The 14,392-nt window shown below is 44.2% G+C and carries 16 protein-coding genes; 6 read left to right on the top strand and 10 right to left on the bottom strand.

All coding sequences use genetic code 11. From position 1 onward, the window contains the following. Window positions 1–19: 19 nt before the first annotated feature. The 4 genes from ACT3IB_RS08350 to ACT3IB_RS08335 all read left to right on the top strand — a co-directional run bounded on the left by ACT3IB_RS08350 (window position 20) and on the right by ACT3IB_RS08335 (window position 2,607). A complete protein-coding gene (locus tag ACT3IB_RS08350) occupies window positions 20–1,174 on the top strand; it encodes a metallophosphoesterase (protein ID WP_491538548.1) in 1,155 nt (384 codons plus the stop codon). A gap of 15 nt (window positions 1,175–1,189) precedes the next feature. Next, window positions 1,190–1,681, top strand: a complete 492-nt coding sequence (locus ACT3IB_RS08345) for a GbsR/MarR family transcriptional regulator (protein ID WP_491538547.1) — start codon at window positions 1,190–1,192, stop codon at window positions 1,679–1,681. A 310-nt stretch (window positions 1,682–1,991) separates the two neighbouring features. Then, window positions 1,992–2,234, top strand: a complete 243-nt coding sequence (locus tag ACT3IB_RS08340; RefSeq protein ID WP_491538546.1) for a GIY-YIG nuclease family protein — start codon at window positions 1,992–1,994, stop codon at window positions 2,232–2,234. A 214-nt stretch (window positions 2,235–2,448) separates the two neighbouring features. Next, window positions 2,449–2,607, top strand: a complete 159-nt coding sequence (locus ACT3IB_RS08335) for a hypothetical protein (RefSeq protein ID WP_491538545.1) — start codon at window positions 2,449–2,451, stop codon at window positions 2,605–2,607. An 8-nt stretch (window positions 2,608–2,615) separates the two neighbouring features. On the opposite strand, the gene ACT3IB_RS08330 is transcribed toward ACT3IB_RS08335, so the two are convergent. Then, entirely contained in the window at window positions 2,616–4,685 is a 2,070-nt protein-coding gene (locus ACT3IB_RS08330; RefSeq protein WP_491538544.1) for a hypothetical protein, read from the bottom strand. 609 nt (window positions 4,686–5,294) lie between these two features. Beyond that, the gene (locus tag ACT3IB_RS08325) at window positions 5,295–5,891 is read right to left on the bottom strand and encodes a vWA domain-containing protein (RefSeq protein ID WP_491538543.1); all 597 of its coding nucleotides are present in this window, start codon (window positions 5,889–5,891) and stop codon (window positions 5,295–5,297) included. Between the two features lie 309 nt (window positions 5,892–6,200). Between ACT3IB_RS08325 and ACT3IB_RS08320 the strand changes: the two genes are divergently transcribed. Continuing rightward, the gene (locus tag ACT3IB_RS08320; protein WP_491538542.1) at window positions 6,201–6,458 is read left to right on the top strand and encodes a hypothetical protein; all 258 of its coding nucleotides are present in this window, start codon (window positions 6,201–6,203) and stop codon (window positions 6,456–6,458) included. 33 nt (window positions 6,459–6,491) lie between these two features. Here the strand turns inward: ACT3IB_RS08320 and ACT3IB_RS08315 are convergent, their stop codons facing one another. Further along, window positions 6,492–7,832 (bottom strand): DNA polymerase Y family protein, encoded by a 1,341-nt coding sequence (locus tag ACT3IB_RS08315; protein WP_491538541.1) that lies wholly within the window; start codon window positions 7,830–7,832, stop codon window positions 6,492–6,494. Window positions 7,833–7,911: 79 nt separating this feature from the next. Here ACT3IB_RS08315 and ACT3IB_RS08310 point away from each other — a divergent pair, with 79 nt between their 5' ends. Then, window positions 7,912–8,265 carry a hypothetical protein gene (locus ACT3IB_RS08310; RefSeq protein ID WP_491538540.1) on the top strand — a complete coding sequence of 118 codons (354 nt, stop codon included), beginning with the start codon at window positions 7,912–7,914 and terminating at the stop codon, window positions 8,263–8,265. Window positions 8,266–8,317: 52 nt separating this feature from the next. Here the strand turns inward: ACT3IB_RS08310 and ACT3IB_RS08305 are convergent, their stop codons facing one another. The 7 genes from ACT3IB_RS08305 to ACT3IB_RS08275 form a co-directional block, all read right to left on the bottom strand. Further along, entirely contained in the window at window positions 8,318–8,476 is a 159-nt protein-coding gene (locus ACT3IB_RS08305) for a YqaE/Pmp3 family membrane protein (RefSeq protein WP_491538539.1), read from the bottom strand. A 91-nt stretch (window positions 8,477–8,567) separates the two neighbouring features. Then, window positions 8,568–9,215: a LexA family protein gene (locus tag ACT3IB_RS08300; protein ID WP_491538538.1), complete on the bottom strand. Its 648-nt coding sequence runs from the start codon at window positions 9,213–9,215 to the stop codon at window positions 8,568–8,570. A gap of 827 nt (window positions 9,216–10,042) precedes the next feature. Then, window positions 10,043–11,992, bottom strand: coding sequence for a heavy metal translocating P-type ATPase (locus ACT3IB_RS08295; RefSeq protein WP_491538537.1), 1,950 nt, complete (start codon window positions 11,990–11,992; stop codon window positions 10,043–10,045). Window positions 11,993–12,004: 12 nt separating this feature from the next. Then, window positions 12,005–12,229 (bottom strand): heavy-metal-associated domain-containing protein, encoded by a 225-nt coding sequence (locus ACT3IB_RS08290; RefSeq protein WP_491538536.1) that lies wholly within the window; start codon window positions 12,227–12,229, stop codon window positions 12,005–12,007. Between the two features lie 88 nt (window positions 12,230–12,317). Further along, window positions 12,318–12,920, bottom strand: coding sequence for a DUF6448 family protein (locus ACT3IB_RS08285; RefSeq protein WP_491538535.1), 603 nt, complete (start codon window positions 12,918–12,920; stop codon window positions 12,318–12,320). Between the two features lie 164 nt (window positions 12,921–13,084). Continuing rightward, the gene (locus ACT3IB_RS08280; protein ID WP_491538534.1) at window positions 13,085–13,834 is read right to left on the bottom strand and encodes a Crp/Fnr family transcriptional regulator; all 750 of its coding nucleotides are present in this window, start codon (window positions 13,832–13,834) and stop codon (window positions 13,085–13,087) included. Between the two features lie 20 nt (window positions 13,835–13,854). Further along, a complete protein-coding gene (locus ACT3IB_RS08275; RefSeq protein WP_491538533.1) occupies window positions 13,855–14,385 on the bottom strand; it encodes a helix-turn-helix transcriptional regulator in 531 nt (176 codons plus the stop codon). Between the last annotated feature and the right edge of the window lie 7 nt (window positions 14,386–14,392).

Below are 14,392 nucleotides of genomic sequence, written 5' to 3'. Positions count from 1 at the left end.
AATCCCAAAAATTGTTCCGATGAAAAAGTATGTTATAGCTATATCGATTGTCATTTTTATGGGAGGATGTGTTTCCACCAACCCGCCTTTGGCCGATAGCATCCCGGTAGTGGAACGTAGTGCACAGCCCAATGAAAGCGACCGGCTATTTTCAGTGTTTTTGGTTGGGGATGCCGGTGACGCTTCACTTGATCCGCTGGAATCGAGCTTATCAGTATTGCAGGCGAAACTGCAACAGAGCGGAAAAAATAGCGCCGTCGTTTTTTTAGGGGATAATGTCTATCCGCATGGATTGCCTCGAGAAGATCACCGCAAGCGAGAGCAAGCTGAAAATCGGTTGCAGGCGCAGTTTAAATCCGTAGAGAATTATGAAGGAAAAGTACTATTTGTAGCTGGGAACCATGATTGGAATTCTAGTCGGAAAGACGGTTTGGAGGCGGTAAAGCGGCAAGAGCAATTTATAGAGCAATCTCTGAAGCGTGGGAATGTGTTTTTACCCGATAGTGGGAAGCCGGGTCCCGCAGTGGTAAAGAGCAAAAGCGGCGATTTTAATCTGTCGATTGTAGCCTTGAATACACAGTGGTGGTTGCATCCCCATAACAAACCCGGTGCCGGGACGGAAGAAGAATATGCGTCAACAAAAAAGCAGGTTGTCCAAAATCTGAAAAAAGCGGTTGCCGACACTTTGGTGGATCAGGTGCTGGTAGTAGGGCATCATCCCATGTATTCGAATGGTACAAACGGCGGGAAGTTTCCATTAAAAACGCATTTGCTTCCTCCGGTTGGGGGATCGCTTTATGTGTTATATCGCAATACTTTTGGTACGGCCCAGGATATTTCTTCACGAAAGTATGGCAAAATGAAAGAGCAGATGAGCTCCGTTTTCACCGATCGCAACCCCTTGATTTATGCTTCTGGACATGACCACAGCCTGCAGTATATCACTTTTGATGATGAGCGACGGAACCAATATTATGTCGTTAGCGGATCAGCGACGGTAACGAGCTATGTGAAAAGTCCCGAATTACCCAGCTTTGGTATACAGCAAAAAGGTTTTTCGGCACTGCATTATTATAAGAATAGCATTTGGATTGAATTTTGGAGTGAGGAAGGGGAGAGACTTTTTGAACAAGAAATTTCCTCCGTCCGTAAAAAGGATAGGGCAAAAAAATAAATAAAAGTTAGAAATATGGAAGCGACACAAGAAACGGTGTATGAGAAAAAGAAGGCTTTCGTAGAAGAAGTGAGTCTTATTTTTGAACAACAGGGTCATTCTCGAATCAGCGGACAAATTTTGGGTTGGCTGCACGTATGTAATCCACCGGAGCAGTCGTTCAATAATCTAGTGGAGCATTTGAATGTGAGTAAAGCCTCAATAAGTAATATGACTCGGCTACTTATACAGGGAGGATTTATTGAAAAAGTACGGTTGCCCGGTGAACGCCAAACATATTTTAAACTTGTTGATCACGCTTGGTGTAAGGTCATGGAACGACATCTTGAAAACATGAAAAAGTTGCGTGATATCTCAGAAAAGTACCGGACCGAATTAAATGCGGAAGGAGAAACCGAAATTGATCGGTTGAATGAAATGCACGACTTCTACGATTTTGTTACGGAAAACTTTCCGGAATCAATTGAAGCATATAAAAAGAGTTGTCGAAGTGGTGGAAGTAATTGATGAGTTGATCTGATTATTAAACTCAAACCGAATAGCGGTTTGGGTACAATTTCAACGGAACCTTATTGAAACTCTTCTGGATCATTAAAGACTCGACTTTCACGGTAGTTTGTCACAATCTTTGAAGTACCTGATTTGGCTTTTTTAGTTTGAACTTCAAAATTGAAGCTATTGTGACTCTTTATTATCATATCCCTGGTTTAAATAACTTGCTTGCAGATCAAAGTTACCCTGTTACTACTGCCGAAGGGTTCCCATACTCAGACCTCATAAGACATTATTTCGTATCCATTCACAGTTGGGCAAGCTTATGAAATCCTGGTTCGTATATATGATCCGCTGCATTGACGATAGCCTGTATACCGGCTGTACTAACCACGTGATACAACGATGGTACAGACATCGGGAAGGTAATGGGGCAAAATACTTGCGAGCTCACCCACCTAAAGAGGTCGTTTTCATCGAGGAGTACCCCGATCGCTCGGAGGCTTGCAAACGGGAGTACCAGATCAAGCAATTATCTAAGGCGAAAAAGGAATCTCTAATTAAGTAGACTTATCATCGCTGTGCTGGTGAAAGAATCAACAGGCCTATGTTAGTGATAATAGTATTGAAAATGCCGAAAAGTCTTTAAGGTATTTGGCTAAAGCCTTCCCAACCTCTACTTCGTCGATCAATTTATTTTTGTTAAAAAGTTCTAATGTTACCTTTTCCCGAATTGGTCGTCTTACCACTGTAACTAAGGGGTAACAAAATGGGATCAAATTATGGAACATATAGAAGAGAGCCAGACAAAAGTATATATCAAGAAAGCTGATTACACAATATCAGGATTGCACCTTCGTCTCCGATACATGGTTGAGGATTATGATAAGCTGATCGACGAAGAGCTGAATAACAGAAAGTTTTTACCAAGTACTGGTTAGAGAGGAGATTACCTAAACTGTTTATTAAGTCCGTAAAGGTAGCGACGGTTATCATTGGGATCTTTTTTTCGAATAACTATACTGCCCGAGTTGGGGTAGTGTTTCTTAAACTTATTGTTAATCCCTTTGATAAGGTCGTTTCGAAGTCTCCGCCGGTAGTCATAAGATTCGATATCACTCCAAAGTAATTCTTCGATCTCATGCGAATCCAAAAAGCGACCCTGTTCATTCATAAACTCCAGTAATTTTTTCTCCCGGCTATTATACCAGTTGGCCTTTAAAAGTGAATGATACGATATGTCTTCAATATCCTGGCCTTCCGAATTTTGGCTATTATCCTTTTTTCTGTAGAACCAAAATAGAAATACGCCAACTAGTGCTATTCCGATGAGATAATAATATGGCTTAGTAGTAAAATAAAAAGGGGGATTGCTGATCTTGGCTATCAACGAATCAGCAGGCATACGGTGAATACGTACTGGATAGCTGTTTGCGTTCGTGAGATTGTCAATTCCGACAAATACCACTTCATCCTCTTTAGAATTGTGGAAATAATTTGTGGGCAAAAATTTGTTGGATTGATCAAATTCTGGTGAGATGCGCCCTTTGGCATCGTGCGATGACAGGTGTACAACCCTGAAATAAAAGCTGTTATGTATTGGTTTTGGATCAAAGGATGGAATAAACCATAGCTGTTTGTCCGGTAGATATAATGAAGATGATTGTTTGTTAATTTTACCTATTCTTCTGGGATGTGCAATACCCGCCAAACCATTTTCGAGCTGCCCAAGCGTCATGATTTTTTCCCATTTCCGACTGTCGAAAGAAAAGCCCCAAATGTCTCTGAATTCTAGCGATTTTGAACTTTGATCTTCGGAATATCCTGATTCAATCCCACGTCCCCCAAAAATATACAGTCGATCCCGACGGGAATCATAGGTGCCGGTTTTAGGGATTCGGCGACTTGGATAAGGCGAATTGCCGGCAACGCTCTGCATCTCCCACTTATTTCGTGAGCCATTAAAGTGAACCATTAGATTGTGATAGTCCCAAAAGCCATATCCTCCAAAAGCATAAAGCGTGCTGTCACGATAAAAAGGGAAATGCCCAAACTGGTTTTGATGTTCAGATGATTGATCTTCTCTCTTAATGTCATAGGTTTGGGGATCAACACTAAATAGTTCGCCTATTCCCCTTGACCATAATTGAATTGAGTTAGTTTGAGCATTGAAACCGAATTCGTATCCACTAAATGACTTTTCCAAATCATTGAGAGCATCAAGAAAGCGCCAGCTTTCATCGGACAAGTTATATTCCCAAAGACCACTCTCGAGTAACATATAGATCGTTTCGGATGTAGTGTCAATGTCAGCATAGATAAATGAGCCCTCTTTGACCATTGGCTGAAGATTACTTACTGTGAGATCATCTCGGCTACGAGGAGAAATCTGGTAAAGTGTTTTGCCGGTATAATCAGAGATATACCGGATAAGAATGCCACGGATGTGAATTCGGTCTCCTGCATTAAGGGCATCAAAGTTAAAGTCTTTATAATGAATATTGGCACGGGATACGAAAATATGAAGAGAGTCAGAAGAACCGTCAGGGGGAGATATTTGAAGCATCTTAATATTTTCTGAGTGGCTTCTGTCTTGTACGATAGCCTCCCCGCTCACCAGCAGTCCTCTATAGGCTTCCGGATTCTTAAAAGCTTGGCTCAACGGTTTTACTTTAGGAACACGATTGTTTGATTTTAAGATCTTCAGATCTTTGGCCACAATTTCCGGTTTGCTGGCATGTACCTCAAGGGTACCGGTAACCTGGAGACTATCACCTTTCGATACGGAGACTTTCAGCGTATCGGAAAAAACCATGATACCAGCCGTGTTATCTTGCATGTAAAACAGCAGGTATTGGTCGTTAAGAACATTTGTTCCCACCGTAGCTTTACCTCTTACCGTGACCTTATCACCAAGCTGATCAAGTTGTCCATTCCCGTCGCGATCTGCCAGCAGATCTGCTATCCCATCTATCTGCTCGCTTTGAGAAGCAACAGCTTCTGCTTCAATTACTGGCATGAGCACGAATAAAAGTGCGCTGGTTAATAAAAATATGCTTGAAAAAATCTTGGATCTAATTTTAAAACCAAGTCCACTCCTGTATTTGCAAAATATCATCTTCCGTTGTTCAGGACTAATTTATTTATATAATACAATGAGAGTTGTAAGGGACGAACCGTTTGGGATTTACATAGCCGTACCATCTCACCAAAGTAGCTCTGGATATTTTCTAAAAATTTACATATAAGAACACCGAACTTCGCTCTTTCCCTTTAAACGTTGGAAGTGGCGGTTAGTTCAGAAATTCGGTTCTGAACTTGTTCATAAATCTTCTTCCTATCTACCTACTTATCCGGTATTATCGAAGGGACGAAAGGTAATAAAACTATTTCATTATTTGTTACTTAATCATCGGAGATCACAATACTTCAGCGCCATCAAAAGAGACGCTATGAGGATGAAAATTAGTGCTGGAATTAAGCGCTATTACAACTAAAGATCACTGGCATCGAGAGAAGCTGAAGTCCAGCAAAAAGACGCCCCGTTTGAAATAGAGCGGGGTCTTTTTTAATGCTACCTAATTTCTGTGGTAACTTCCAATCACTCATCTGAAAGCAGATCGCATCATTATTTTTCAGAATCCGTTCTCTTGCGATAGTTTGCTACCATATCTGAAGAGTTTTGGTAGGCTTCTCGTGTTCCTTGACCGGTAGCTTCGAAGTTAAAGGTATTTTGAGCTTTGATTCCTAACCCACCGGCTTCTGCAAAGGCGTCTTGATTGGCTCCCCCGTAAATAAACTCCCAGGAATATTTCGATTCCTGATGCTGGATCATTTCTTTTATCTGATCCTTGGTATAATCTGAGCTGGCGTTCTCCATACCATCCGTCAGAATAAAAACGATCACATTTTCAGGTTTTTCTGAGTCTTTTAATTCATTTAATCGTTCTCCAACACGATCTATCGTTCGCCCGACGGCGTCCAGCAGTGCTGTAGTTCCGGAGGGGCGGTAGGTTTTCTTGGTAAGCTTTTCAACTTCATGGATATCCTTGCCATTATGAATTAAGTCATAGCGATCATCAAATAAGACAAACGTCACATTGGCATTCCGTTCGATATTCTTTTGTTCCGTTAAAAAGGAATTAAATCCACCAATGGAATCATCTTTGATGGCATCCATGGATCCTGACTTATCGATAATCAGTACTATTTCATCTTTAGGCATAGCAGTTGGGCTTTATTTAACATTATGACTCCCTCGACTGTCAAGATAAGAGCTATACTGACAAATCCTGTCAGTCAGATTACAAATAATATATTTTAAAGCTTTCCTGAACATTAGGCTAATTCAATCAGACCCTTACCTCATTAATGCTGTGACCGGCTTTGTGATACTTCGCACCTTGCTTTAGGTCTTTCTCGTTGACCCTATTCAATTGAAGATTATTGATATTGTTTTCGTTGTAAGCCTGCTTTTTGTACTATTCAACATTGTAATATCTACAATTCGAATCCATGACTCATTATATTCTCTATGGCTACCTGTGATTTTGAGATTACCTATTCGAAAAGCCGGGATCAGGCGAAGCAAATTATTACTGAAGAGATCACCAGCAATGATGGCAATATTCAGATAAATGATAACAACGGATCGTTTACTATTGCTGTGCCCGGTGGTCAGGTGACTGGAGATGTTGTCTTTGGCAAAGATACCCTATCGGTTAGCATTACGGACAAGCCCAACTTGATTCCCTGCACCATAATTAAATCAGTGATAGAGGGATACCTGTAATGAATGTGGACTTACCGTGCAGCATGCAATTGTTTAGGAGCGCTCCAAGAAATGCGTCTTGCCCGGTACGCTGTCCATGACGGCGGCTTTGGTAATAGTATTGGCGCCGTGTCGGTTGTTGATCGCATCTTGAACCAGATGGAAGTTTCGGGTTTTCGCCTCCTCCTGGAAAAATAGTTCTCGTTGGCCGGAATGATCCACTTTAACTGTGCCAATGCTCATTCGACGAAGTGTAAATCCTTTATTTAACAGTGCCTCGATGCGGGGACGTGCTTTTCGCATGCATTCATAGTGGATATAGTCATCGAGGTTGGTGAATCCGTCGGTACTGAACCGGAAGCCTACTCCTTTATGGTCTTTGTGCTGAATCCCGATAAAGCAAAAGTACTTGCGAGCCCGCATTCCGTATGCCCGCATCCGGTAGCCGAGGCGGGTAATGCCTTTCATCATTTCGCCTCGCGTCTGGATTATATCATCGGTTTGGGTGCTAAAGGTATGATTATAGCTGAGCTGCTCCTTGGTGATATGTTGGCCCGTGAGCACTTTCGCTCGGTCCTTGCCGGCAATCATCTCCCACATAATCTTGCCAAAGTATTGGCCAAAAAGCTCTTGGAAGATTGGATACCCCCGTTGCCTGCCATCGGCGATCGTAACTAGTCCCTTCTCCTTGAGCTTGGTATATCTTCGGGAGCCAATGCCCCAGACTTCATCCAGAGGCATTGGGCCAAGCAGTTCTGAGACCTCTTGTTCATTAAGGACTAAGGTCAACCCATCGGGTTTATTGATGTCACTGGCTAGTTTGCTATAGGTCTTCGAGTAGGAGATACCAATGGAGCAGACGAGACCGATTTCCCGGTAGATTAAGTTGCGTAGGTCTTGGGCAAACTGCTCGATTTCTTCCCTTGACTTATTTTTTAAAAAGTTGATGTCCAGGAAGTACTCATCCATCGAGTACTTTTCTACGGTTGGGGCAAACTCCCCAAGTACGTCTTCGATGAGGGCGCTGACGCCCTTGTACTTTTCGTAGTCGGCCTGCAGGCCAATAATATACGGACAGATTTGCTCGGCTTCGTAGGCGCTCATGGCGGTCTTGATCCCTAAGGTCCGGGCTTCATAGGAACACGTTGCCACAATGCCTCGCGGAATGCCTTGCTTTCCTTTGTACCACCCGCCAATATAGATGGGTAATCCATGGAGCTTGAAGGACTGCTGCTCGACTTGGGCGTAAAAACAGTTCATATCCAAGTGCAGATACAGCCGCTCTTTGATCGAGCTATGTTGCATGTCTCGGCTTACGCACCGGTAGTCGGTAATCTTATGGACGTCCTCGTCGGGATTGTAGGTTCCGACGTCTAAAGAAGGATGGAATGACATGGAAAGTTATTGAATTAGTGGCCATTTTATTTGTAATATACATGAAAAGATATATGTAAAGAAGTGTCAAGGTGATATTATGCAAACCCTCCTCAAAGAAAAGGTGAACGTCGATGCGGTTTTTCGCAGCTTCAAAGATGACCGCAACGCCACGCGTAGCGGATGGGAGCACAAACGCATTGAGCCCCGCTATATCAAGCGCAAAAATCGGGAGGTACTTAAAGTCCAAGAAGTGCGCCGATCCTATGGGCAACGAAAGGGCCAGCGCCTGCAGGTTCACTTCGTGATCCGCTGTGAGGGTGACCGGTATTTTCACCTGGTCTACGACGCCGATAAGATTATCTGGATCCTCCTCTATGAGTTTGACGACCAGATGCTCTTTGATGAGAAAGAGGTCAGCGTCGCCATTCAGTGGGATGGACTTAAGGAATAGCTTGATAACCTCGTTGGGGCAACGAGCCTCTCCGCAGGTCTGTCAGCAACCATTAGTTTTTAGCAATCACCCACACCGCATGGATAATGCCCGGGAGATATCCAAGGAGCGTTAGCAAGATATTTAACCAAAATGATCCCTTGAGCCCCACTTCCAAAAATACGCCAAGAGGAGGAAGCAGTACCGCAAAAATAATCTTTATTAGATCCATATAATGGTCCCAAGTTAGAAATTAAAATTAAACATTTGTATCTACTGACAACCAGCTAGGTCCTTTTTTTTACAGTTGAACTTGCCCCGCGCTATCCGGATCGAAAGATTAATCCCCAATCGTTGCCATTCTTCCAAGCCTTACCTACGTAGGTGCCGTACACAGTAATCTTCTCCCAATCGTCCGGTGTGATGTCAATGGGATCGTAAGAAGGGTTCTCCGGCTGCAGGGTTATACCGTTGTCGCGCTTGCGGATGGTCTTGAGGGTCGTCTCCCCCCGGTAGCGGATAGCACCAATCTCGCCATCACCCGGTTCGCGGGGATCAATGATAATATAATCTCCGTCGCGGATGTCGGCGTCAATCATGCTTTCTCCATCGACGATGAGTGCAAAGTAGTGATCGGATTTTTCGGGATGAATCTCTACGGGAAGGTGCCCGAGGTTCTCGCTGATGGCTTCATGCATCGCTCCCGCAGAAATTCGTCCCTTTACGGGAATGCCGGCATAAAAGCCGGAGAGTTCATTGCGTTTGCTGTGGTGGATCTCGTATTGCCCACGACCATGCTTGGCAAGGTAGTTCTTTTTGGTCAATGCTTGCAGGTGCTGGTAAATACTATTGGAAGAGCTATAGCCAAACTCATCCTGCATATGATCATAGCTGGGGAACTGGCTATAGTCCTCATAGAACTCCAGAATATATTCCCAAAGCTGTTGCTGTTTGTCGGTCAGTGATTTCATAGCTGTAGTGACAGATATTACATGAATAACAATATGAATATGGCTAATCATAATATGAAATAAAAATATATTGTAAGGATTAGGGCCGTCAGGGGTCTTACTAACAGATAAGCCGTTGAAAATATCAAGAGAGAGACATTGAGCCAGTCTTGGGGGACTGGCTTTTTGTATTTGTTACAAATCTAATAGAGGACATTTGCAATCCGCTGGTGAATATTGTTTTATCAGCAGACCATTTCATTTAACACTGAGAAGTAAGGATTATGTTGACTTTAGGTATACTTTCTTTTTCCAAGCGTCGACCCGTGGTAAAAGCATAGCTGCAGTCTGATTTTTATTAATAGGGCGCATTTTGATACGCACTAAAGAGGGGGTTATCAATTTTCTTGTACCATTCTTGTGCCAGAATGAATATCCATCTCAAATAGTGATGATTACTATCAAACAAAAAAGCCCGTGACTCTATGTGAGTCAAGGGCTTAATTAAGAGTACGCCTGAGAGGATTCGAACCCCTAACCTCCTGATCCGTAATCTATATGAGATATTGCTGTGCGTGAAATAGCCCGCGATTTTGTAATTTCATGTAGTACTTTTTGTAGTACCGAAGGGGAATAAGGGGAAAGTCTTTCCCGAAAAGTTATGCATAAACTCCTTTACATTTAGTAATTAAGTTATGGTTTTATCTAAATTATTTTAGATCGTTTTCAACCTTATACAAAAAATTCTTTTGCCCAAATCGGAGCAGATGGGAGTTTCGTTTGGGTAATCTGGCTAACTAGAGGATAAATACTATTTTTTGATTTGTGGAGGTTATTGAATTTACCAGTTAAATCCACCTTAGTCTTATGCCATTAAGGATCACCGCCATTACGGACAACTCATGAACGAGCATGCCGCCCGCCATATGAACGGAACCGGTAAATACCCCAGTCAATAGGGCCACGACTGTCACCAGTGCAATCACTACATTCTGGCGAATATTACTCAGGGTTTTTGATGACAGCCGGAGTGCCTCCGGAATATTCATCAGGTCGTCGGACATCAGGGCAATATCGGCTGTTTCTATCGCCACATCGGTGCCAGCTGCCCCCATGGCAATGCCGATGTCGGCTGAGGCAAGGGCGGGAGCATCGTTGATGCCGTCGCCGATCATCGCCACTTGGTGACCTTGCTGTTGCATTTCAAGGATGATATCGTTTTTGTCTTCCGGCAGGATGCCTGCATTCACCTCATTGATCCCTGTCTCTTCGGCAATGGTTTCAGCCGTGGCCAGGGCATCACCGGTAAGCATCGCGATACGTTCAATGCCATTTTCACGGAGTCTTGATATCATTTTTGGGGCATCCGGGCGCATTTGATCGGCTATCCCGATTGCTCCAAGCAGTTCGTTGTTACGTGCTACCAACACAACCGTGCGTCCTTTATTGGTCGGATTCTGAATCTTTTTATTAATGACTGCACTAATGGATATTCCCTTTTGTTTTAGAAACTCGGCTTTCCCTACAAAGATATGATCATCTCCCAATACCGCCTCAATTCCTTGTCCGGTATGTGATTTAAACTGTTCGGGCTCTGGGATACGGTTTGATTGTTCTTCGGCCAGAATAGCCTCCGCCAACGGATGTTCGGAGGCTGATTCAGCTACAGAGGCCCAATAGAGAAGTTCTTTCCCTTCCGATGGGAGTGATTTATTATTTTGATCAGACAAAGAAACCGTATGTACTTTCTGGGATTCCTCCTCTTGGTCAGCACCGGCTAAAGCGGCTACCTTTGAAAAGTAAATGATCTCGGTAACACTCGGTGTTCCTGCTGTCAATGTACCGGTCTTATCCAGTGCAATAGCGGTAACTTTGCCCGCATTTTCCAGGTATTCGCCTCCTTTGATAAGAATTCCCTTTTTCGCAGCATTACCTATACCCGTGATGACAGAAATCGGGGTTGATATCACAAGCGCTCCCGGGCAACCGATCACCAACAATGTCAGTGCTAGCTCCAGGTTCCCCGTAAACAGATAGGAGGCGATACTTAATCCCACAATACCGGGCGTGTACCAGCTTGCAAATCGTTCGATGAAACGCTGCGTAGGAGCCTTTTCTTCCTGGGCTTCCTCTACGCGTCGTATAATTTTGGCCAGCGTGGTGTCGGCCCCTGATTTGGTCGCACGCACGTAAATACGGCCGTTTTTATTGATTGTCCCCGCATACACTTCCGATCCGGTCTGCTTTTCAGCCGGGATCGGCTCTCCGGTAATTGCACTTTCGTCTATCGAAGTAGCGCCGGATTCCACTATGCCGTCCACCGGAATTTTGGCCCCCGGTTTGACCAGCACCTGCATCCCTTTTTCAACCTGCCGGGCCGGAATTTCTGTTCGATCTCCATCTTCTACAACGATCGCAGTTTCCGGTGCCATATTGATGAGCTCTTTCAGGGTATTCCGGGTTTTGCTCATCGTCCGAGCTTCCAGCCAGCCGCCAAGCAGGAACAGGAACGTTACGGCCGCCGCTTCCCAGTACACTCCAATGGCTAGTCCTCCCGTTGCGGCAATGGTTACCAGTAGCTCAATGTTGGTATGCCGGTTCCGTAATCCTTGCCAGGCCCGCCGGGCGATCTCAAATCCGGCCGTCAGTGTTGCCAGCAGCATCAAGGCGTTAAACGACCAAGCCGAGGTCCAAAAGAAATCAACGACCCACCCGGTAGTGATGAGCAGGCCGCTGACGATCAGTAGTGCTTTCTTCCGTGTTGTTGCATTACGCAATAGCATTTGCAGTGACTTCATAATCTTGTGGATTTAAAACTGAGAGACTCTCGCTTCGTATCCTGACTGCGCGACGACTTTAACCAGCTTTTCATCGGAAACAGTTTCAGGATCATGTTCTACCTCGATGCGTCCGGTATTGAAATGAACCTTGGCTGCGGATACACCCTCCGTGTTATTCAAATTGGATTCAATATTATCTACGCATGTAGGGCAACTTAGCTCATCGCTTCGCAATATTGTTTTTGTTGTAGTCATAAAAACTTTCTCTTTAACTTTTGATTTGTTTGCCTTTTTTGAGTACCTGCCAGGGTATCAAAACCTGACAGGTTTTTGGCTATTTGTATTACTCTCCGACGCCGTGGGGTGGGCCGGCCTGAATTTTTTGATACAGTTTGTGGACATATACGATATACTGTACATAAGCATCAGCCCACTTGCGGCCAGCTTCAACGTTGTTATCCTTATTGTTTTTGGCTTCCATAGCTTTGCTGTACAGTTCCGAGGTTTTTTTCTGGATTTCGTTCGCCAGCATGTCGGTGACAGGGGCCAGTTCGCCTGAGGCAAGTGCTTGTTCGGCTATCTGAATATCTTTCGAGCTTTGTTGAGCAGGTTTTAGACCGGTAAAGGGCATGCCTTCTGCCTCGCGGTGCAGTCGTACCGTCTCACTCATAAAATAGCGTTCGGCAAGCTTTTGTGATTCATTACCTTTGTTATAAACCTTCAGGCTTTGCTCAAATGTAGATTTGAGCTCCTCGGTTTGCTGATCTGTTACCCAAATAAGCGCATGAGAGATATCACCTGTTTCAAGCGCCTCTCGGGCATCCGTCGCCACGGGACCGTTCACCCGATCGCAATGGGCCTGGCTGGTTGAGGCAAAGCCAAGCATAAATACTAACGCGAATATTGAAGCTAATGTGGTTTTTATATGTGATTGCAAGTATTTCATAATGAGTACCTTTTGTGTGGTTTGTCTTTTTGATTCAATCAAAAGGTAACAGGCGGGCAGTAGCACTAAAATGAGCTGGATCAAGTTAGTGCAATTAATTTCTTAAAAAGGGGAGGATGCTGAATGAAAGGGTAAAATAGAGGGGTAATAAATGTATAGGGGAATCAAGATTCGGCCGAAATGCGCAACAACTCCGGTTTGTCGTTAATCGCTACCCATTGGCGGCCGGACGTTATAAGATCATCTTCCTGGAATTGGCTCATGACCCTGCTGGCGGTTTCGGTAGATGTCCCAGCCATATCAGCAAGGTCTTTACGGGAAAGAGGTAATTGAATCAGTAGGCCCCGCCGATCTTCTTCGCCGAACTTGTTGCCTAAAGTAACAAGGATATGAGCTATGCGCTTTGTTACCGGAAGGGTAGAAAGATGTTGGATCCGTTGGCGGGATTCGTTGAGTCGATCAGTGGTGATATCCAACACCGACACTGCAACGGGGGAGTACTGGTTCATGACTTCCCGAAAATCATGAAGTCTGATTGATAGGATACAAGCGGAAGTTTGGGTTTCTGCCGTTTCGTTATAGACATCCTTGCCGCTGGCCGTAGGATTTCCGAAAAAATCGCCCGGTTGCAGCATATCCAACAGTACACTTTCTCCTTCCAGGGTGTGAGCTACTAACTTTACATTTCCTGCTACTACCACCCGAAGCATGGTTGCGGAATCGCCCTGCCGGTAAATCGTTTCGCCTTTGGCATAGTGGCTGGCAGTAAATTTTTTATTAACCTGGCGGAGTTGCTCTTCAGACAGATCTTGAAAAAACGGTACCATTGCCAGCTTCTCCAGCCGCAGATCTACGGTGCAGTGATGCCCCTCTAAAGAGGGACTACTGAGCGGGGTTTTTCTTTTGTCAGACATAGTTTAGTGCTGTTACAAACTCAATATTCTAACTTTGTTTCTTGTTTTTGAGGGGGCAATAAATCTTCAAGGAAAAAGGCGGACAGCTCGGAACGTCCCGAAAGTCCCGACTTGGAATAGATGGCATTCGTCTGGCTTCTGACGGTTTGGGCACTAGTCCCTCTAACCTCAGCAATTTCTTTGTTGCTTAATCCTTTTAACAGCAGAAAGGAAACTTCCTTTTCAGCCTCCGTCAAGTCCCACCGATCCAGCTGATTTTCTATTTCTATGCTAAGGCCCTTTATATATTTTTGTGAAGCCTGCTTCCATTTCTGAGCCTCAGCCTGAAGTTCGCTGGAGGCTTGTTGCTCTTGTTCAAGGTTATGTTGGAGCGTAAAGCGACCTCTAATCAAGTAGAACATCCCTATCAAAGCAATAACTGCTACAATTGCTTCAATGGAAATATGCCACAATGCCACCCCTTCGAAATAATCATTGTATATATCAATAGATGCCAGAACTGCTATCACAAAAAGAATAGCAGCAATGATCCAGCGTTCATTATTCTTCATGTAATTA

It is taken from the genome of Fodinibius sp. GM21 (genome assembly GCF_058386955.1).
Note: the sequence above shows the minus strand (reverse complement) of the source record. Positions and strands in the feature narration are given on the sequence as shown.